Below are 19,108 nucleotides of genomic sequence, written 5' to 3' on the forward strand. Positions count from 1 at the left end.
CGGCCGGGCGGTGAGCCGTCACGCCGGGCGGATGTTCTGGTTGACGTGGAACACGTTCTCCGGGTCGTACCGGCGCTTGACCTGGGCCAGCCGCTCGTAGTTGGCGCCGTACGAAGCCTTCACCCGGTCCTGGCCCTCCTCCATCATGAAGTTGACGTACGCCCCGCCCGCCGAGGTCGGGTGCAGTTCTTCCCAGTAGTCCCGTGTCCATTGGGAGATTTCCGAAGCGTTCGCAGGCGACGGGTCCACCCCCACGATCACGCCCGACCAGCCGCCGGACCGGTGCGGGAATGCCGTCGCGTCCGGAGCCACCCGGCTCGCCGCTCCGTCGATCGGGTACAGGTGCATCGACGAGTGCATGCTCGGCAGGCGTTCGCCGTACTTGACGTGGATGTCGATCGCCGCGTCGGAGATCTCGTGGAACACGTCCGCGCGCCAGTACCACTGCAGCCCCGGCGGGTACAGCGCGTCGAACGCGCCCTGCAGCGCCGTGTACGGCATCTCCTGCAGGCCGACCAGCAGCGGTGACCCGAACTCGCGTGCCGGGGCCAGGATCTCGTCCGCTTTGTCGTGCGAACCCGTGTAGCACCAGATGATGCCGCACGCCTTGCGCCCCCACAGCTCCTCCGGGAACGGCGGTGCCGGCGGGATCGTCAGCAACCCGAACCAGCCGTTGAGCTCCTCGGGCAGGGACGGCAGCAGCTCGCGGTACCAGCGCAGCACGTCCGGGGTGTCGCCCAGGTCGTACAGCACGGGGCCGCCGATGATCGTGCCGTTCTCGCCGATGTCGTGGCAGCGGAACGTGAACGACGTGACGACGCCGAAGTTGCCGCCGCCGCCGCGCAGCGCCCAGAACAGGTCGGTGTGCGACGACTCGGAAGCGTGCACGAACGACCCGTCCGCGAGGACGACGTCCGCGCCGAGCAGGTTGTCGATCGTCAGGCCGAACCGCCGGGCCAGGTAGCCGATGCCGCCGCCGAGCGTCAGGCCCGCGACGCCGGTCGACCCGACGATGCCCGACGGCGTCGCCATGCCGAACGCGACCGTCGCGTGGTCGACGTCGCCCCAGGTGCAGCCGGCGTCGGCGCGGACGGTGTGGTTCACCGGGTCGACGGTGGTGCTGCGCAGCCCGGACAGGTCGATGACGAGCGCGCCGTCGGCGACGCCGAGGCCGCCCGCGTTGTGGCCGCCACCGCGCACGGCGATGTCCAGGCCCCGCGCGCGGCCGTAGCGGACGCAGGCGACGACGTCGGCGGTGTCGCGGCAGTAGGCGATCGCCGCCGGTCGCTTGTCGATCATGGCGTTGTAGACGGCGCGGGCTTCGTCGTAGCCCGGGTCGGCCGGCGTGATCAGGTCGCCGCGCAGCGCGGCGGCCAGTTCCTCGTGCGGCAGAGCGGTGGTGGTCATGGTGCCCCTCTCGGATTTCCCTTACCCGAGGAGAACGTAGGCACGCGGCGTTCGCGCAGCGTTCGGTCCGTTCGCCGCAGGTCAGGGCACCGGCCGAACGCTGCGCAATCCGGGGCTTCGCCCCGAGCCGGGGGCTCCGCCACCCGGGCCCCCTAAAACGCCGAGGTCGGCCTCGGCGCGCCGCCGCAGGGCGACGCTGCCCTGGGCGCGGGCGAGCTTCGCGGCGGCCCGCAGGCGGGGCGCCGGGTCGGCGTCGTGGGCCGCCCGCAGCCGCAGCACCTCCGGCAGCCACCAGCGGTCGTCGCGGGCCTCCCCGGCGGCGAGCGCGGCGTCCAGCGTCGCGCGGGCCGCCTCCGGCGCCGACACGTCGGCGACCAGTGTCAGCCAGTACGGCATCCGCGCGAACGCCCCTTCGGCCTTCAGGTGCGCGACGCCCTCCTGCGCGGCGGCGAGCCCGGCCGCGCCACCGCGGGACCAGCCGCCCAGCACCAGCGCCCACTCCCGGTAGTACGCGAAGCCGTACCGGTCGCACAGCGCGTGCAGCTCGGTGACGGCCGCCCACAGCGCCCGCCGGTCGTGGCGCATCTGGTGGGTGATCCCGGCGTACGCCAGCGCGATGGCCAGGCTGTACGGCTGCTCGATCGCCCGCGCGAGGTCGATCGCGGCGTTGCTGCTGGCCACGGCTTCGTCGTCGTGGCCCAGCAGCCAGTGCGCGTGCGCCGCCCACGCCGGCCCGTGGACGTCCGGCCGGGTGCCGATCGGCCACGACGACGCGCCGCGCGTGCGTTCGGCGCCCAGCTCGAAGTGCCGCAGCGCCTCGGCCGGGTCGTGCCCGAGGCTCAGCGACGAGCCCCCGACGATGAAGTGCGCCGAGCCGCCCTGTGCGGCACTGGTCCCGGGGACGAGCAGCGAGAGGGCGCGTTCGGCCGCTTCGTGCGCCTCCGCCGTCCGGCCCTGGACGAACCGGGACGACCACAGTTCCAGCAGCGCCGTCAGCGCGGACTCCTTGCCGCCGGCGGACTCCGCGAGCGCGAGCGACCGTTCCAGGACGTGCTGCAGCTCGGGGGAGGAGTACCCGTGGTGGGCGTTGAGCGGGCCGGCGAGCGCTTCGAGGACCTCGAGCTCGGCGCGGTCGCGGTTGCCGCTCGCCGGGCGCGCGCGGACGAGTTCGAGGGCCGCCTTGAGCAGCCGGATCGCCTCGGCGTGGGCGAACGTCCGGGCGGCGACGGCCGCGGCCCGCCGGTAGTGGGCGACGGCGCGGTCGGGCCGCCCGCCGCGTGCGTACTGCTCGGCCAGCTGCGCCGCCACGGCGTCGGTGTCGTCGGCGTGCAGCAGCTCCATGCCCTGGGCCAGCCGCCGGTGCAGCAGCCACCGTCGCGGCGGGCTGACCTGCTGGTAGGCGGCTTCGCGCAGGAGGTCGTGGGCGAAGTCGTAGCTGCCGCCGAACTCGCGCACGATCCGGCGGCGCCACAGCTCGTCGACCGCGTCGACGACGGTGTCCGCGTCGAGGTCGCTCGCCTCGGTGAGCAGCTCCAGGGTGAAGTCGCGGCCGGCCGCGGCGGCGAGCCCGGCGATCTCGCGGGCGGCCGGGCCGGGCTGCTCGAGCCGCGCCCGCAGCACGCCGGTGAGCCGGCCGGACGGCGGGGAGTCGTTGGTGCGCAACGCTTCCACGACGTACAGCGGGAAGCCGCCGGTCGCCGCGTGCAGCACGGCGCGGTCGGACGCGGACAGCGGGCGCCCGGCCACCACTTCGCCGAGGCGTGCGGTGCCGTCGGCGTCGAACGGGAGCAGCGGCAGCTCGGTGAGCTTGCCGTCGTCGCGCAGCTGGGCGGTCCAGGCCGCGACGCCGGGGTCCTGGTCGCCGTCGCGCAGCGTCCCGGCGACCAGCAGCGGCGCGTCCGGCAGGAGACCGAGGCAGAAGGCGAGGAACGCGCGTGTCTCTTCGTCGCACCACTGCAGGTTGTCGAGCACCAGCAGGACGGGCCGCCCGCCCGCGGTGAGCGCGCGGGCCAGCCCTTCGAAGAACCGCAGGCGCTGCCACGCGTCGACCCTCGGGTGCCCGCCCGTGCTCCGGCGCGCGGCCGGCAGCAGCCGGTCGACCTCGGTCCGCCAGACCGGATCCAGCGCCGTCGCCGCCCGCTGCACCGCGGGCGCGCGCAGCCAGTCGGCCACCGGTGCCAGCGCGACCCGGCCCGCCGTGCCGAAACAGCGGCCGACCGCGACGACGGCGCCCTCCGCGCGGGCCTGCCCGGCCAGCTCGGCGACGAGCCGGGTCTTGCCGACCCCGGCGTCACCCCGGACGAGGACGACCCCGGCGCGTCCCGCCGCGGCGCCGCGCCAGGCGTCGGCGAGCCGGGCCAGCTCGGCGGCCCGGCCCACGAGCCCCGGCGCCGCCGCCCGCCGGGGTTCGGGGTCCGGCCGGGCGAGCAGCCGGCGCAGCGCCGCGCGGGTCGGCTCGGCCGGGACGACGCCGAGCTCGCGTTCGAGGACCGACGCACACCGGTGGTACGTGCTCACCGCGCCCGCCCGGTCGCCCGCGTCGGCCTGCAGCCCCATCAGCGTCCGGTAGCCGGTCTCCTCCAGCGGGCGCAGCCGGATCCGGCGCCGGGCCGCGGCGAGCGCGACGGCCGGGTCGCCCGCCGGGGTCCGGCAGAGCAGGTCGCACAGCTCGACGCACTGGCGGTCGAGCTCGGCGCGGGCCGCCAGGACCCAGTCGTCGGCCAGGCCCGGCAGCAGCTCGCCGCGGTAGGTCGCGAGGGCGGCCTGGGCGTGGGCGACGACGTCACCGGGGTCGGTCGCGGCCAGCGCGGCCCGGCGGGCGACGTCGAACTCCCGCACGTCCACGCGGCTCGACGGCGTGTCCCGCCAGGACAGGTCGCGCCCGGTGACGGCCAGCGAGGGCGGGTCGCCGAGCACGCGGCGCAGCTGGTGCAGCTCGCGGCGGAGGTTGGTCAGGGCCTGCGCGTCGGTGGAGTCCGGCCAGAACAGCCCGGCGATCAGCCGCCGCGGCTGCGCCAGGCCGGCGTGCACGACGAGGTGACCGACGAGCGCGACCGAGCGCGGTGACCGCGTCAGCACGGCCCCGGTCTCGTCGTCGGCGATCACCTGCTCGCCCAGCAGCGACACCCGCAGCACCCGGTCACGCTAGCGCCGAGACGGCATCGCGCGCGGATCTTCACCGGCGAGGGGTTGCGCCGGGGCGCCCGGGTGCGCAGGCTCGACGTCGTGAGCGAGCACGAGTACGACCTCATCGTCATCGGTTCGGGCCCCGGCGGCCAGAAGGCCGCGATCGCCGCGGCGAAACTGGGCAAGCGGGTGGCGGTCGTGGACCGGCACGACATGGTCGGCGGGGTGTGCGTCAACACCGGCACGATCCCGTCCAAGACGCTGCGCGAAGCGGTGCTCTACCTGACCGGCATGAACCAGCGCGAGCTGTACGGCGCGAGCTACCGCGTCAAGCAGGACATCACGATCGCCGACCTGCTGGCGCGCACCCAGCACGTGGTCGGGCGCGAGGTCCAGGTGGTGCGCGCGCAGCTGATGCGCAACCACGTCGACCTGGTCGCCGGCACCGGCTCGTTCGCCGACCCGCACACGATCGTCGTCGACGGCAAGCACGCCGGCGACCGGCGGACGCTGAGCGCGGACTACGTCGTGATCGCCACCGGGACCCGGCCCGCGCGCCCGGCGCACGTCGACTTCGACGCCGCGCGCGTGCTCGACTCGGACGAGATCCTGCGGCTCGAGCAGATCCCGTCGTCGCTCGTCGTGGTCGGGGCCGGCGTGATCGGGATCGAGTACGCGTCGATGTTCGCGGCGCTCGGCTCGCGCGTCACCGTCGTGGAGCAACGCGACCAGATGCTCGACTTCTGTGATCCGGAGATCGTGGAGTCGCTGAAGTTCCAGCTGCGCGACCTGGGCGTCACGTTCCGCTTCGGCGAGAAGGTCGCGGACGTCGCGGTGTCCGACGACGCGACGATCACGACGCTGGTGAGCGGCAAGCGCATCCCGGCCGACGGCGTCATGTACTCCGCGGGCCGTCAGGGGATGACGGGCGAGCTGGCCCTGGAGGCGGCGGGCCTGCAGGCGGACGAGCGCGGCCGCCTCGTGGTCGACGAGAGCTACCGCACCGAGGTCCCGCACGTGTATGCGGTGGGCGACGTGATCGGCTTCCCGGCCTTGGCGGCGACGTCGATGGACCAGGGCAGGCTCGCGGCGTACCACGCGTTCGGCGAGCCGGCGAACGGCCTGGGCGCGCTGCAGCCGATCGGCATCTACACGATCCCGGAGATCTCCTACGTCGGCGCGACGGAGGCCCAGCTGACGTCGTCGGCGGTGCCGTACGAGGTCGGTATCGCGCGCTACCGCGAGCTGGCGCGCGGCCAGATCACCGGCGACAGCTACGGCATGCTGAAGCTGCTGGTGTCCACAAAGGACCGCAAGCTGCTCGGGGTGCACGTGTTCGGCACGGGCGCGACGGACCTCGTCCACATCGGACAGGCGGTGATGGGCTGCGGCGGCACGGTCGACTACCTGGTCGACGCGGTGTTCAACTACCCGACGCTGTCGGAGGCGTACAAGGTGGCGGCCCTGGACGCGACCAACAAGATCCGCGCGTTGGACCGCTTCTCCTCCTGAGTCCGGCGGCCCAGGTGCGCGTCAGCGAGTTCGGCCCGGTCCAGGCGACGTTGCCGACGGTGCCGCGCACCCCGGGCGAGCGCGGCGTGGGCGCGCTGCCGGGGCAGTTCCTGCTGCAACTTGCCCGCGCTGTTCCCGGCCGACCGGGCCCGGTGGCCACCCTGACCCGCTGCCCCTGATCGGCGGAATCCGCTCCCGGCGAACGCGTTTGACACTCGTCTAGAACATATGTTCGACTGGCGCTGTGCGATGGGATCGGCAGCGAGCGGGGGAGGGTGAGCCGGCACTGCCCGGGCTGGAGGGCCTGGTGCGGTCCGTGCGGTCACCGGAGTTCGACGGCGTCACCTTTCACGAGGTGCACGCCCGCTCCGTGCTGAACAAGGTGCCCACCGGGTCCGGTGTGCCGTTCAGCTGGACCGTCAACCCGTACCGCGGCTGCTCCCACGCCTGCACCTACTGCCTCGAAGGCGGCACCAAGATCCTGATGGCGGACGGCCGCACCAAGGCCCTGTCCGAACTGGAGGTCGGCGACGCCCTCTACGGCACCCGCGGCCACGGCGCGTCCCGGCGGCTGGTGCCGACCCGGGTCGAAGCGCACTGGACGACCCTGCGGGCCGCCTACCGGGTGACCCTGGAGGACGGCACCCGGCTCGTCGCGGGCGGCGACCACCGGTTCCTCACGAGCAAGGGCTGGAAGCACGTCACCGGCACCAAGTTCGGCGCCGCGCAGCGCCCGCACCTGGAGCCCGGCACCGAGCTGATCGGCGTCGGCCGGTTCGAGCCCACGCCGGACGAGACGCTCGGCTACCGGGCCGGCTACCTCTGCGGGATGCTGCGCTCCGGCGGGTTCGCCGCCGAACCGGACGCCGCCACGCGCGCGCTCGAGTACCTGCCCGACTTCGGCTCGTCCGTCGGGTTCCTGAAGGTCCCGGCCGAGCCGGACGCGCACTGGCAGCGCGGCTTCCTGGCCGGCATCTTCGACATCGCGGGCGACTACGGCCGCGGCGTCCTCGCCGTCGCGCACGACGAACCCGAGATCACCGACGCCTTCGCCGGCGCGCTCACCCGCTTCGGCTTCGCGCACCAGATCGACGAGGTGCCGAAGTTCCCCGCCCGGCAGGAGGTCCGGTTGCTGGGCGGGACGGCCGAGGTGCTGCGGTTCCTGCACGTGAGCAACCCGGCGGTGGGGTGGAAGCGGTCGCTGGACGGCGCGGTGATCGGCGCGAGCCGCCGCCGCGTCGAGGCGATCGAGCCGCTGGGCCTGCAGCTGCCGCTGTTCGACATCACCACCGGCACCGGCGACTTCATCGCCGACGGCATGGTGTCCCACAACTGCTTCGCCCGGAACACCCACACGTACCTGGACTTCGACGCCGGCCACGACTTCGACACGCAGGTCGTGGTGAAGGTCAACGCCCCGGAGGTGCTGACGGCGCAGCTGAAACGGCCGTCGTGGCGGTGCGAGCCCGTCGCGATGGGCACGAACACGGACCCGTACCAGCGCGCGGAGGGCCGCTACCGGCTGATGCCGGGGATCATCACGGCGCTGGCCCGCTCCGGGACGCCGTTGTCGGTGCTGACGAAGGGCACCGTGCTGGCGCGGGACCTGCCGCTGCTGCAGCAGGTCTCCGCCGACGTGCCGGTCTCGCTCGCGGTGTCGATCGCCCTGCTCGACCGCGAGCTGCAGCACCGCCTCGAACCGGGCACGCCGAGCCCGCAGGCCCGGCTGGAGCTGGTCCGCAAGGCCCGTGACGCGGGGCTGCCGTGCTCGGTGCTGGTGGCGCCGGTGCTGCCGTGGCTGACGGATTCGCCGGAGGCGCTGGACGCGCTGTTCGCGAAGCTGGCCGAGGTGGGCGCGACGAGCGCGACGGTGATCCCGCTGCACCTGCGCCCGGGCGCGCGCGAGTGGTTCGGGCGCTGGCTGGCGGGCGCGTACCCGGCGCTGGTGCCGCGGTACCGGGAGCTGTACGCGCGGGGGAGCTACGTGCAGAAGGCGTACCGGGAGCGGCTGGGGGAGCGGGTGGCGCCGTTGCTGCGGAGGCATGGGCTGGCCCCGAAGACGGGGTACGAGGCGCGGCGACCGGAGAAGCTGCCCGAACCGCCGCCGGAAGCACCGGTCGTGGAGCAGCTGCGGTTGTTGTGAGGCCGCGAGCCGAGACACCGGTGGCCGAGCGCCCGGTCCGGGCACCTGAGTGCGGGCGGGGGAACTGGTCGTGGGTCAGCTGCGTCTGTTGTGCGGAAGCGTGCTGGATCCCCGCGGTGGTCGAGCCTCCTGTCCGGGCGTCAGAGCTGCGGGTGGCGGGGCCGGCGGCGGAGCAGCCGCGCCTGTTGTGAGGCCGCGAGCCGAGACACCGGTGGCCGAATAGTCACAGCTCTTCCGGCGCGAAGCGGTGGGAGCGCGAACATCATCGCGTGATCGGTCCTTTGTGGACAACACCGTCCGCCGGTCCGTGATCATCCGCCGGGCCGCCGTGTGGGTGAGGCCGTCACCCGGAACGCCGCCGGCTACCGGTGAACTCCCCCGTTCGCCGTAGTCCGGACACGATTGCGCCACCGTGTCGCGGCCTTGCGGAAAAATGTCCGATCGTGTCGTTGTCGCCCCACCTCACCGACGCCTAACGTCGAAGGGATCGAAGCGGAAGGAGAGCGGTGATGACGACCTCGCAGACCGACCGGGTCGCGGCCGCCCGGCTCGCGTGGGCCGCTCTGAAGCTGACCCGGGCCGGCCGGCACCCGGTGGGCGTCGAACGGCTGGCCGCCATCGTCGGCGTCGCCCCGGCCGAGGTCCGCCGGCTCGTCGAGCTGATCGGCTTCACCCTGCACCGCGACCTCGTCAGCACCGGCCCCGCGCCGCGCGGCGCCCACCACCGCCTCCAACCCGCCGAAGGCACCCTCGGTGCCGGCCCGGACGGCACCGTCGACATGTTCCTGCTGGCCATCGCCACCGGCGAGCGCGTGCACGCCGAGGCGATCTGCCCGGTGACCCGGACGCGCATCCGCATCGACCTCACCGACCGGGGGATCATCCAGGCCGACCCGCCGTCGGCGGTCGTCGCCGCGGTCGACCTGGGCTTCGGGCTCGACCACGTCGACGCGATGGCCTGCGCGGGCCAGCCGTTCTTCGCGTCGCCGCCGGCGGCGGCCAGCTGGCTGGTCGCCCACCCCGGCGGCGGTATCTACCCGGTCGGCGCCTACCTGGCCCAGGCCCACCGGCTGGTCGCCGCGCTGGAGGCCCGGCCGAAGTACGTGCTCTGACCACCGCGCAAGCCAAGCCTGCCGACGTCGTACGCTGGGCTGTTCGTTAGCCTTTCCGGGCAGCGAGAACACCCCATGTCGAAGGAGAGCAGTCGCAGTGCTCCGCACTCACAACGCCGGCACCCTGCGTGCCGGACAGGCCGGACAGACCGTCACCCTCACCGGATGGGTGGCCCGGCGGCGCGATCACGGCGGCGTCATCTTCATCGACCTGCGTGATGCCAGCGGCGTCGCCCAGGTCGTCTTCCGCGAGGGCGAGATGGCCGAGCGCGCGCACGCGCTGCGCTCGGAGTTCTGCGTCAAGATCGTCGGCGAGGTCGCGAAGCGCCCCGAGGGCAACGCGAACGCCGAGATCCCCACCGGCGAGATCGAGGTCCTCGCGACCCAGCTCGAGGTGCTGTCCGAGGCCGCGCCGCTGCCGTTCCCGATCGACGACCGGGTCGACGTCGGCGAGGAGATCCGCCTCAAGCACCGCTACCTGGACCTGCGCCGCAGCGGCCCGGCCGCGGCCATGCGGCTGCGCAGCGAGGTCAGCCGCGCCGCCCGCGAGGTGCTGCACAACCAGGACTTCGTCGAGATCGAGACCCCGACGCTGACCCGCTCCACCCCGGAAGGCGCCCGCGACTTCCTCGTCCCGGCCCGGCTCAAGCCCGGCTCCTGGTACGCCCTGCCGCAGTCGCCGCAGCTGTTCAAGCAGCTGCTCATGGTCGGCGGCATGGAGCGGTACTACCAGATCGCGCGCTGCTACCGGGACGAAGACTTCCGCGCCGACCGCCAGCCGGAGTTCACCCAGCTCGACATCGAGATGAGCTTCGTCGAGCAGGACGACGTCATCAAGGTCGGCGAGGACATCGTCACCGCGCTGTGGAAGCTGGTCGGGCACGAGATCCCGCGGCCGATCCCGCGCATCACCTACCACGAGGCGATGGCCAAGTACGGCTCGGACAAGCCGGACCTGCGCTTCGACCTCGAGATCACCGACATGACGGAGTTCTTCGCCGACACGCCGTTCCGCGTGTTCCAGGCGCCCTACGTCGGCGCGGTCGTGATGGCCGGCGGGGCGAGCCAGCCGCGCCGCCAGCTCGACGCGTGGCAGGAGTGGGCGAAGCAGCGCGGCGCGCGCGGCCTCGCGTACATCCTCGTGAACGAGGACGGCACGCTCGGCGGCCCGGTCGCCAAGAACCTGTCCGAGACCGAACGCGAGAACGTCGCCGCCGCCGCGGGCGCCAAGCCGGGCGACTGCGTCTTCTTCTCCGCGGGCAAGGCCTCGAGCACGCAGCCGCTGCTCGGCGCCGCGCGCGACGAGATCGGCAAGCGCCTCGGCCTGATCGACGAGGACGCCTGGTCGTTCGTGTGGGTCGTCGACGCGCCGCTGTTCGCGCCGGTCGAGGACATCGGCGACGACGTCGCTGTCGGCGCCGGCAAGTGGACCGCGGTGCACCACGCGTTCACCTCGCCGACCCCGGAGTGGATCGACAAGTTCGAGCAGGACCCGGGCAACGCGCTGGCCTACGCCTACGACATCGTCTGCAACGGCAACGAGATCGGCGGCGGGTCGATCCGTATCCACCGCGGCGACGTCCAGAAGCGCGTCTTCGCGCTGATGGGCCTCGGTGAGGAGGAGGCGCAGGAGAAGTTCGGCTTCCTGCTCGACGCCTTCGCGTTCGGCCCGCCGCCGCACGGCGGCATCGCGTTCGGCTGGGACCGCATCGTCATGCTGCTGGCCAAGGCCGACTCGCTGCGTGACGTGATCGCGTTCCCGAAGACCGGCGGCGGCTACGACCCGCTGACCGCGGCGCCCGCGCCGATCACGGCGCAGCAGCGCAAGGAGGCCGGCATCGACGCGAAGCCGGCCACCCCGCCGCAGAACTAGTGCTGCACCTCAGGGCCGTGTGCCCGCCGGAGAAGACCGCCCAGGCGCTCGACATCCTGCGGGCACACGCCGGGACGGCGCACCTGATCGTGCACCGCGGCGTCGCCGTGTCCCCGGAAGGGGACCTGGTCGAGGCCGATATCGCGCGCGAGGCGGCGGACGAGATCGTGGACGCGCTGTGCGTGCTCGAGCTCGACCGCACCGGCGGGATCACGCTCGAAGCGATCGACACGGCGCTGTCCGACGCCGCCGACGAGGCGGAGGAGGCGGCGCCGGGCGAAGGCGCGGACGCCGTCGTCTGGCAGGAGCTGCTGGCCCGCACGGGCGAGGAGTCGCGGCTCAACGTGACGTTCCTGGCGTTCCTCACCATCGCCTGCCTGCTGGCCGCGGTCGGCGTGCTGACGGACTCGGCGGTGACGATCGTCGGCGCGATGGTCGTCGGCCCGGAGTTCGGGCCGCTCGCCGCCCTGGCGGTGGGCGTGGTGCTGCGCCGGTGGGACCTCGTCCGGCTGGCGGGCGCGGCGCTGGGGATCGGCTTCCCGCTGGCCATGGTCGTGACACTCGGCGGCTCGCTGCTCGTGCGCGTCACGGACGTGTTCGGCGCGCAGGCGTTCGAGCTGAAGCAGCACAACGAGGTCGACTTCGTCTTTTCGGTGGGCATGCCGTCACTGGTCGTGGCGATGCTCGCCGGCGCGGCCGGGATGCTCGCCATGACCTCGGCGAAGTCGGCGGCGCTCGTGGGCGTCTTCATCTCCGTGACGACGGTGCCGGCCGCGGGCTACGCGGTCGTGGCCGCCGTGGCGGGGGAGTGGGGCCGATGCGTCCAATCGGTGGGACAGCTGCTCGTCAACCTTCTCGGAATCGTTGCAGCAGCGGCCATTGTGTTGATCCTGCGCCGGAATGGGCAACGTTTACCGGTGGGGCAGCGTCCGCTTTCACGGGGATGACCCCGCCCGGGCCGGGGGATCCTTCTTGTCCGGATGTCAGTAGTCATGGTTGCTCAGTCACGAGTAGGGTCGGTGACAATGACAGTCGACACCTCCTCCACCGGCGATGCTGGGGTCGGGGCAGGAGCCGAGCAGCTCGCCGTCGCCGCTGCGGTCGCGGCGGGCGAGTCCGTTCTTTCCCGCCGGTTCGGCAGCGCGATCACGCTGGTCGCGCCCGAAGACCTGGCGGGGAGCGGGCCGGCCACGGTCGTCCGGGCGAGAGTGGTGTCGTCGTCGTTCGCGCTGCCGCGCACGCTGGTCATCAAGCACTACCCGGACCAGCCGTCCTCGGGCGCCGACCCGTTCGCCCACGAGGCGGTCAGCTACCAGCTGTTCACCGCGCTGGCGCCGGACGAGCGGATGTGCCCGGAGCTGCTGGCCCACGACGGCCGCGACCGCGTGCTGGTGCTGGAGGACCTCGGCCGCACGCCGACGCTGGAGGACAAGCTCTACGCCCGCGACTCCCGCGCGGCCGAGCGCGCGCTGCTGTCGTGGGCCCGCTCGCTGGGCCGGCTGCACGCGAGCACGGCGGGGCGCGAAGCGGACTTCAACGCGCTGCTGCGCCGGCTCGGCGGCCCGTCGAAGACGGACTCCGCCGCGGGCGACGAGCTGCACGAGCGCGTGCCGGCGGTGATCCAGGAGCGCCTGGGCATCCCGGCGCCGGACGAGGTCCTCGCGCAGGTGGCGGCGGCACTGGAGCAGTCGCGGTCGGCGGGCTTCCGCGCGTTCAGCCCGGTGGAGCTGAGCCCGGACAACAACCTCGTGACGGGCGAGAGCGTCCGCTTCCTCGACTTCGAGTACGGCTGCGTCCGCTCGGCCCTGGTCGACGCGGCGCACTTGAGGCTCCCGTTTGCGAGCTGGCCGGACGCGCTGGCCTTGCCGGCGGGCATGAGCGAGGCGATGGTCGCGGCGTGGCGCGCGGAGGTGGTCGGGGTCTGGCCGGCCCTGGCCGACGACGAGGCACTGGCCGAGCATCTGACGACCAGCGAGCTGCTGCGGGTGTGGCTGATCACGGGCGAGGAGCTGGGATCGCTGGACCTCTCCCGCCACGCGGCCCCGGTGAGCCGCGAGGCGGCGCTGGTGACGTGGTGGCGAGACTTGGCCAAGCACGCGGGATATGTCCGGATGACGGCGGTTTCGGAGTTCGCGACCCGGGTGGCGGCGGCGTTGGCGGCCCGGCTGGGCCCGCACGCCGACCTGGCGTTCTACCCGGCTTTCCGCTGACGCCGGCTGGTTGTCCACAGGCCGGCCGTGATGTGGATCGGGCGGCCGTTTCGCGGCCGGTTCCGGCTTACCGTCGGGCGGCGCCGATACGCTGGAGGCGGGCGGTCCCCCAGGGATGGGCGGGGGTTGCTTGCGGGAGGGCTGGGGCCCTGCAAAGTCGACGTGTGCGGCTGGCTCAACGACGTGAATGACTTTTGTTCATGGCGTCGGGTTAGGTGAACGGGTCGTTCATGACACCGCGGCGGCGCTGGCCGGCCGCGCGGACCCGACATTGCCGGGCTTCTGCGGGAGAGGGCGTCTCGGGCCTTGCGTGTTCAGCCGCCAGCCGCCAGCCGCCAGCCGCCAGCCGCCAGCCGCCGGCCCGCCGCAACTGCCTCTCGGCAAGACCTCTGGGCCGCCCACGAACAGGACATTTCGCCCTCCTGTGAGGTGAGCGTCAAGAATTAGGCGCCCGGTCGCGGGCGTGTTACCTCGTCCTCACCGCAAGTGAGCTTCCGTGGCCGATGGTCGTGGGCGTGACCGTGATGAGTGTCGAAGTCACCCCCGAACCCTCCCGTCCGAGCCGCCCCGCGCTCGCCGCCGTGCCGTCGCTCGAGCCGCTGAAGCAAGCCCGGCGGCTCGTCGTGCTCGGTGACTCCACCGCTGTCGGGCTGGGCGATCCGCTTCCCCGGCGCGGGGGCTGGCGGGGCGTCGGCCCGCTCGTCGCCGCCGCGCTCGGGGTCGACGATGGTGGCTACCTGAACCCCGCCTTCACCGGTGCGCGGATGCGGTGCGTGCTCACCGACCAGGTGCCCGCCGCCGTCGCGCACCGGCCGGATGTCGCGCTGCTCGTGGCCGGGATGAACGACACCCTGAGGCCGGACTTCGACGCCGCCCGCATCGCCGCCGACCTCACCGGCATCATCCACCGGCTCCGCGAGGTGAACACCACCGTCGTCCCGGTCCGGTTCCACGACCACAGCAAGGTCTTCCGCCTCCCGCCGTCGCTCAAGCGCGCCCTCAGTGCCCGCGTCGCCGAGCTGAACGCCGCCATCGACGACGTCGTCGCCCGCGAAGGCGTGCCCTGCCTCGACCTCGACCGCCTCCCGGGCGCCTACGACTTGGCCGTCTGGAGCGTCGACCGGCTGCACCCCTCGGAGTTCGGGCACCGCCTGCTCGCGGACGGCTTCACCGGCCTCCTCGCCGAAGCCGGCTTCGACGTCCCCGAGCCCGTGAGCCTCACCTGCGGCGGGGGCGTCGAGCCGAGCGCCTCGGGACACGTGGGGTGGCTGGTGCTCAAGGGAATCCCGTGGCTCTGGCGCCGCGGCCGCGAGTTCCTGCCCTACGCCGCGGTCATCATGTGGAAGTCGTTCCGGACCCGCTGAACACCCGCAGCGCCTCCGCGTCGGAAGCCGGGCTGCGGACGAAGTAGTCCGCCCACGCCTCGATGTCGGGGTAGCCCGACCGCGAAGCCAGGAACCGGCACGCCGGCTCGACGTCGTACGCCGTGCGCCGCAGCTGGACGCCGTCACCGAGCAGGGCCCAGTGCGCACCGCTTGCGCCGTAAGGCATTCCGACGCTCCCGGGGTTGACGACCAGCCGCCGGTCCGCGAGCCGCACGAACGGCATGTGCGTGTGGCCCAGCACGACCGTTCGCTCGGCCACTCCGGAAAAGACCTCCGCCCACCGCTGCAGCGGGCTGTCGACGAGCACGATCTCCGTGTCGTCACGCGGGGTCGCGTGGCAGAACAGCACGCCGTCGAGCGACACCGTCAGCGGAAGCGCGTCGAGCACCGGCAGGTCCTCGAGACGCAGCTGCCGCGCCGCCCACGGGAAGATCGGGTCCGGGACGAACTTCCCGGCGCCGCGCGCCGACGCCGCCAGCTCCCGGTCGGCGTTGCCCCGCACCCAGATCGCCCGCGAGCCCAGCGCCCGCAACCGGTCCAGGGTCTCCACCGGCATCGGTCCGGCGAGCATGTCGCCCAGCAGCACGATCCGGTCCGCCGCCTCGACGTCCGGCTCGGCGAGCACGGCCTCCAGCGCGGGCAGGACGCCGTGGATGTCCGACAGCACCGCCACGTTCATCGGTCCACCCTCGGGCACGGCGGCGCCCCGGGCGAGCGATTTCGCCCAGGGCGCAACCGGTTCACGCCGTCGTGAGCGGCAGCTCCCGCACGCCCGTCATGTTCGGGTTCACCTGGAACTTCGGCGGCTCACCCGGGATCGTGCGCAGCGCCGGGTAGCGGTCGAACAGGATGTTCAGCGCCACCCGGCCTTCGAGCCGGGCGAGCGGCGCCCCGATGCAGAAGTGGATCCCGCGGCCGAATGCGAGGTGCGGGTTGGGATCGCGCAGTGGGTTGAAGGTGTCCGGGTCGGCGAACACCCGCTCGTCGCGGTTGGCCGCAGCCACCCAGACCAGCAGCATCTCGTCCGCGGGCACGGTCGCCCCGCCCAGCTCCACCTCGCGCGTGGTCGAACGGGCCACCACCGCGAATGGCGAGAGGTACCGCAACGACTCTTCGATCGCCGGCGGCACCAGGGACCGGTCGGCGCGCACGCGCTCGTCCCACTCCCGGTGCGTGTCCAGGCACAGCACGGCGTTGCCGAGCAGCATCGTGGTGGTGATGTGCCCGGCCAGCAGCAGGACGTTGGCGAAGTTGACGACCTCGTTGCGCGTCAGCTTCTCGCCGTCGACCTCGGCTTCGACGAGCTTGGTCAGCAGGTCCTCGCGGGGCTGCTTCCGCCGTTCGTCGACGTGCACGCCGAGGTACTCGACGAGCGCCTTCTGCCCCTCCAGGGACTTCTTGACCGCCTCCTGCCGCCCCTCGGTCTGCTCCTTGAGCGAGAACTGCTCCGAGGAGTCGAACAGCTTGTCCACCCAGCCCTTGAACAGGTGCCGGTCGCTCGCGGGGACCCCCAGCAGCTCCGCGATGACGATCACCGGCAACGGGTAGGCCAGGTCCTCGACCAGCTCGAGCCGGCCGGACGAGCCCGCCGCGTCGAGCATCTCGTGCGTCACCGCGGCGATGCGCGGCTCCAGGTCCGCGACGACCTTCGGCGTGAACGCCCGGCTGACCAGCTTGCGCATCTTGTTGTGCAGCGGCGGGTCCAGCTGCAGCAGGTTGCCCGCCTGCATCTCCGCGAAGTCGACGTCGAGGTCCTGCCCCTCCATCATCTCCTTCGGCACCAGCCGGGTGGTGTCCGAGGAGTACGTCGCCGGGTCGCGCAGGACCTCTTCGGCCTCCGGGTGCCCGTAGACGTTCCAGAACCCGAGCTCGGCCGCGTGGTGCACGCGCTCCTCGGGCTGTTTCCCCCGCAGCCAGAACTGGGATTCGTGGAGACCCCAGGTGTCCGCTTGTGTGGTGGTCATGTCCGCCCCTTCTTTCCCCTTGTGGCCCCGGGATCAGCCGGGCGCCCTGGTGGGATCGTGTGCGTAGATCCCTTGCCGGTAGCCCGAGACGAGCTCCTCGAGCGCCGAACCGAGCTCCGCCGCCACGTCCGCGACCGCCGCGGGGTCGGGTTCCCCGGCCGGCTCGAACGCCGTGCGGATCAGGTGGGCGAGCACCGTCGCCTTCTCTTCGAGCGGGATGCCGTCGAATTCGTCGGAAAGCGTGTCGCCCAGGTAGAAGCCGAGCGTCGCGGCGTTGAGCGCGTAGGTCAGGTTCGGGACGTCCGAGCGGATCAGCCCGCGCCGGAGCATCGCCTCCTCGAACTGCGAGCGCAGCGCGTCCTGCTGCTTGCGCAGGGCTAGGTCGCCGAGCGAGCCGAACATGTCGGCGTTGCCGCGCAGCATCGCCATCACCAGCGGCCGCCGGTGGGTGACGAGGAACGAGGACGAGATCATCCGGTGCGGGAGGATCATCGCCGGGTCGTCCCGGATCCGGCCCAGGATCTCGTCGGTCAGGTCGGCCGACTCGCGCATCATCAGCGCCTGGAACAGCAGCTCCTTGTTGCGCCAGTGCAGGTAGACGGTGCCCTTGCCGATGCCGACCGCGCGCGCGATGTCGTCGACCGCCACCTTCCGGTAGCCCATGCGCAGCAGCAGCTCGCCCGCCGCGTCCAGGATGCGGTCGGCGCGCTCGCGGTTGGGATGGCTCATGGTCTCCACCTGCTTGTTCGTTGAGCATTTGACTTGTTGACCGGATTCGCACTTTCGGTCAACCAGTCATCACGACGGTAGCGCCGATGCGCCGACCACGGCAAGGGTTCTGTCGGTGCCGTCGGTTAACGTCATCGGTGTGGCACAGGACGAGCTCTTCACCGTGAACGCCGACGTGGCCCCGCCGCCGGAGCGCACGACGTCGAACGCGAGCGACACGCAGGCCGACCCGGCGAGCTCCCCGCTGGCCGTGCGGATGCGGCCGCGTTCGCTCGACGAGGTCGTCGGCCAGCAGCACCTGCTGCGCGAAGGCGCTCCGCTGCGGCGGCTGGTCGAGGGGGCCGCGCCGGCGTCGGTGCTGCTCTACGGCCCGCCCGGCACGGGCAAGACGACGTTGGCGAACCTGGTCTCGATCGCCACCGGACGCCGGTTCGTCGCGATGTCGGCGCTTTCGGCGGGCGTCAAGGAGGTGCGCGGCGTCATCGAGGAGGCGCGGCGGCGCCGGCAGTACAACACCGAGAACACCGTGCTGTTCATCGACGAGGTGCACCGGTTCTCCAAGACCCAGCAGGACGCGCTGCTCGGCGCGGTCGAGGACCGCACGGTCCTGCTGGTCGCGGCGACCACCGAGAACCCGTCGTTCTCCGTCGTCTCGCCGCTGCTGTCGCGCTCGCTGGTGCTGCAGCTGCGCCCGCTGACCGACGACGACATCACGCGGCTGATCGAGCGCGCGCTGGCCGACGAACGCGGTCTCGGCGGTGAGCTGACGCTGACCGACGACGCGCGCGCCCACCTCGTCCGGCTCGCCGAGGGTGACGCGCGCCGCGCGCTGACGGCGCTGGAGGCGGCGGCCGACGCGGCGTCGGCCACCGAGGCGAAGACGATCGACCTGCCCATCGTCGAGTCCACTGTGGACAAGGCCGCGGTGCGCTACGACCGCGACGGCGACCAGCACTACGACGTCATCAGCGCGTTCATCAAGTCGATCCGCGGGTCCGATGTGGACGCCGCGCTGCACTACCTGGCCCGGATGATCGAAGCGGGGGAGGACCCGCGGTTCCTCGCGCGGCGGCTGGTCGTGCACGCCAGCGAGGACATCGGGATGGCCGACCCGACGGCCCTGCAGTCGGCGGTCGCGGCCTCGCACGCCGTCCAGTTCATCGGCATGCCCGAGGGCAGGCTGGCGCTCGCGCAGGCGACGATCCACCTGGCCACGGCGCCGAAGTCGAACGCGGTCGTCACCGGCATCGACGCCGCGCTGGCCGACGTCCGCGGCGGGCTCGCCGGCACTGTCCCGCCGCACCTGCGCGACGGGCACTACGCGGGCGCGAAGAAGCTCGGCAACGCGCAGGGCTACCGCTACCCGCACAACGTCCCGGAAGGCGTGCTGGCCCAGCAGTACCCGCCGGACGAGCTGGTCGGCAAGGACTACTACGAGCCGACCCAGCGCGGCGCGGAGCGCACGCTCGCCGAGCGCGTCCCGAAGCTGCGCCGGACGATCCGCGGGGAGAAGTGAACCCGGCGCACGAATCGTCGGGAACCTGATCACCGGCGTGGCCCGCGGAAGTCAAGATCATCGGGTTACGTAAGCTTCGCGCCTTGAGGTGGCCCGAAAACCGGGGTCGCCGTGACCGCAGGAGGCGCTCC

The 19,108-nt window shown here is 72.7% G+C and carries 13 protein-coding genes; 8 read left to right on the forward strand and 5 right to left on the reverse strand.

Annotated elements, in window-relative coordinates:
• Nucleotides 1-18 precede the first annotated feature (18 nt).
• Complete coding sequence (locus tag ACZ7OU_RS20760) at nt 19-1,407, reverse strand: FAD-binding oxidoreductase (RefSeq protein WP_470256283.1); 1,389 nt, start codon at nt 1,405-1,407, stop codon at nt 19-21.
• An 81-nt stretch (nt 1,408-1,488) separates the two neighbouring features.
• Nucleotides 1,489-4,542 carry an ATP-binding protein gene (locus ACZ7OU_RS20765; RefSeq protein WP_470256284.1) on the reverse strand — a complete coding sequence of 1,018 codons (3,054 nt, stop codon included), beginning with the start codon at nt 4,540-4,542 and terminating at the stop codon, nt 1,489-1,491.
• A gap of 90 nt (nt 4,543-4,632) precedes the next feature.
• Here ACZ7OU_RS20765 and sthA point away from each other — a divergent pair, with 90 nt between their 5' ends.
• From sthA to ACZ7OU_RS20800, 7 genes are all read left to right on the forward strand, one after another.
• Nucleotides 4,633-6,045, forward strand: a complete 1,413-nt coding sequence (gene sthA, locus ACZ7OU_RS20770) for a Si-specific NAD(P)(+) transhydrogenase (RefSeq protein ID WP_470256285.1) — start codon at nt 4,633-4,635, stop codon at nt 6,043-6,045.
• Nucleotides 6,046-6,289: 244 nt separating this feature from the next.
• Nucleotides 6,290-8,188, forward strand: a complete 1,899-nt coding sequence (locus tag ACZ7OU_RS20775; protein ID WP_470256286.1) for an intein-containing Rv2578c family radical SAM protein — start codon at nt 6,290-6,292, stop codon at nt 8,186-8,188.
• 509 nt (nt 8,189-8,697) lie between these two features.
• Nucleotides 8,698-9,300: an organomercurial lyase gene (gene merB / locus ACZ7OU_RS20780; protein WP_470238436.1), complete on the forward strand. Its 603-nt coding sequence runs from the start codon at nt 8,698-8,700 to the stop codon at nt 9,298-9,300.
• A gap of 97 nt (nt 9,301-9,397) precedes the next feature.
• On the forward strand, nt 9,398-11,173 hold the full coding sequence (aspS, locus tag ACZ7OU_RS20785; RefSeq protein WP_470256287.1) for an aspartate--tRNA ligase: 1,776 nt from the start codon (nt 9,398-9,400) through the stop codon (nt 11,171-11,173).
• The gene (locus tag ACZ7OU_RS20790; protein WP_470256288.1) at nt 11,173-12,120 is read left to right on the forward strand and encodes a DUF389 domain-containing protein; all 948 of its coding nucleotides are present in this window, start codon (nt 11,173-11,175) and stop codon (nt 12,118-12,120) included. The genes aspS and ACZ7OU_RS20790 overlap by 1 nt, the downstream gene beginning before the upstream one ends.
• A 78-nt stretch (nt 12,121-12,198) precedes the next feature.
• On the forward strand, nt 12,199-13,383 hold the full coding sequence (locus ACZ7OU_RS20795; RefSeq protein WP_470256289.1) for a phosphotransferase: 1,185 nt from the start codon (nt 12,199-12,201) through the stop codon (nt 13,381-13,383).
• Between the two features lie 503 nt (nt 13,384-13,886).
• Nucleotides 13,887-14,747, forward strand: coding sequence for an SGNH/GDSL hydrolase family protein (locus ACZ7OU_RS20800; protein WP_470238432.1), 861 nt, complete (start codon nt 13,887-13,889; stop codon nt 14,745-14,747).
• On the opposite strand, the gene ACZ7OU_RS20805 is transcribed toward ACZ7OU_RS20800, so the two are convergent.
• The 3 genes from ACZ7OU_RS20805 to ACZ7OU_RS20815 form a co-directional block, all read right to left on the reverse strand.
• Nucleotides 14,719-15,447 (reverse strand): metallophosphoesterase family protein, encoded by a 729-nt coding sequence (locus tag ACZ7OU_RS20805; RefSeq protein ID WP_470256290.1) that lies wholly within the window; start codon nt 15,445-15,447, stop codon nt 14,719-14,721. The two genes, ACZ7OU_RS20800 and ACZ7OU_RS20805, sit on opposite strands and share 29 nt — an antisense overlap.
• Nucleotides 15,448-15,508: 61 nt before the next feature.
• Nucleotides 15,509-16,732, reverse strand: coding sequence for a cytochrome P450 (locus ACZ7OU_RS20810; RefSeq protein ID WP_470256292.1), 1,224 nt, complete (start codon nt 16,730-16,732; stop codon nt 15,509-15,511).
• A 33-nt stretch (nt 16,733-16,765) separates the two neighbouring features.
• On the reverse strand, nt 16,766-17,461 hold the full coding sequence (locus tag ACZ7OU_RS20815) for a TetR/AcrR family transcriptional regulator (RefSeq protein ID WP_470256293.1): 696 nt from the start codon (nt 17,459-17,461) through the stop codon (nt 16,766-16,768).
• Nucleotides 17,462-17,600: 139 nt separating this feature from the next.
• On the opposite strand from ACZ7OU_RS20815, the gene ACZ7OU_RS20820 reads away from it, so the two are divergent.
• Complete coding sequence (locus ACZ7OU_RS20820; RefSeq protein WP_470256294.1) at nt 17,601-18,977, forward strand: replication-associated recombination protein A; 1,377 nt, start codon at nt 17,601-17,603, stop codon at nt 18,975-18,977.
• The last annotated feature ends 131 nt before the right edge of the window (nt 18,978-19,108 follow it).

It is taken from the genome of Amycolatopsis sp. NPDC114505 (assembly GCF_055633615.1).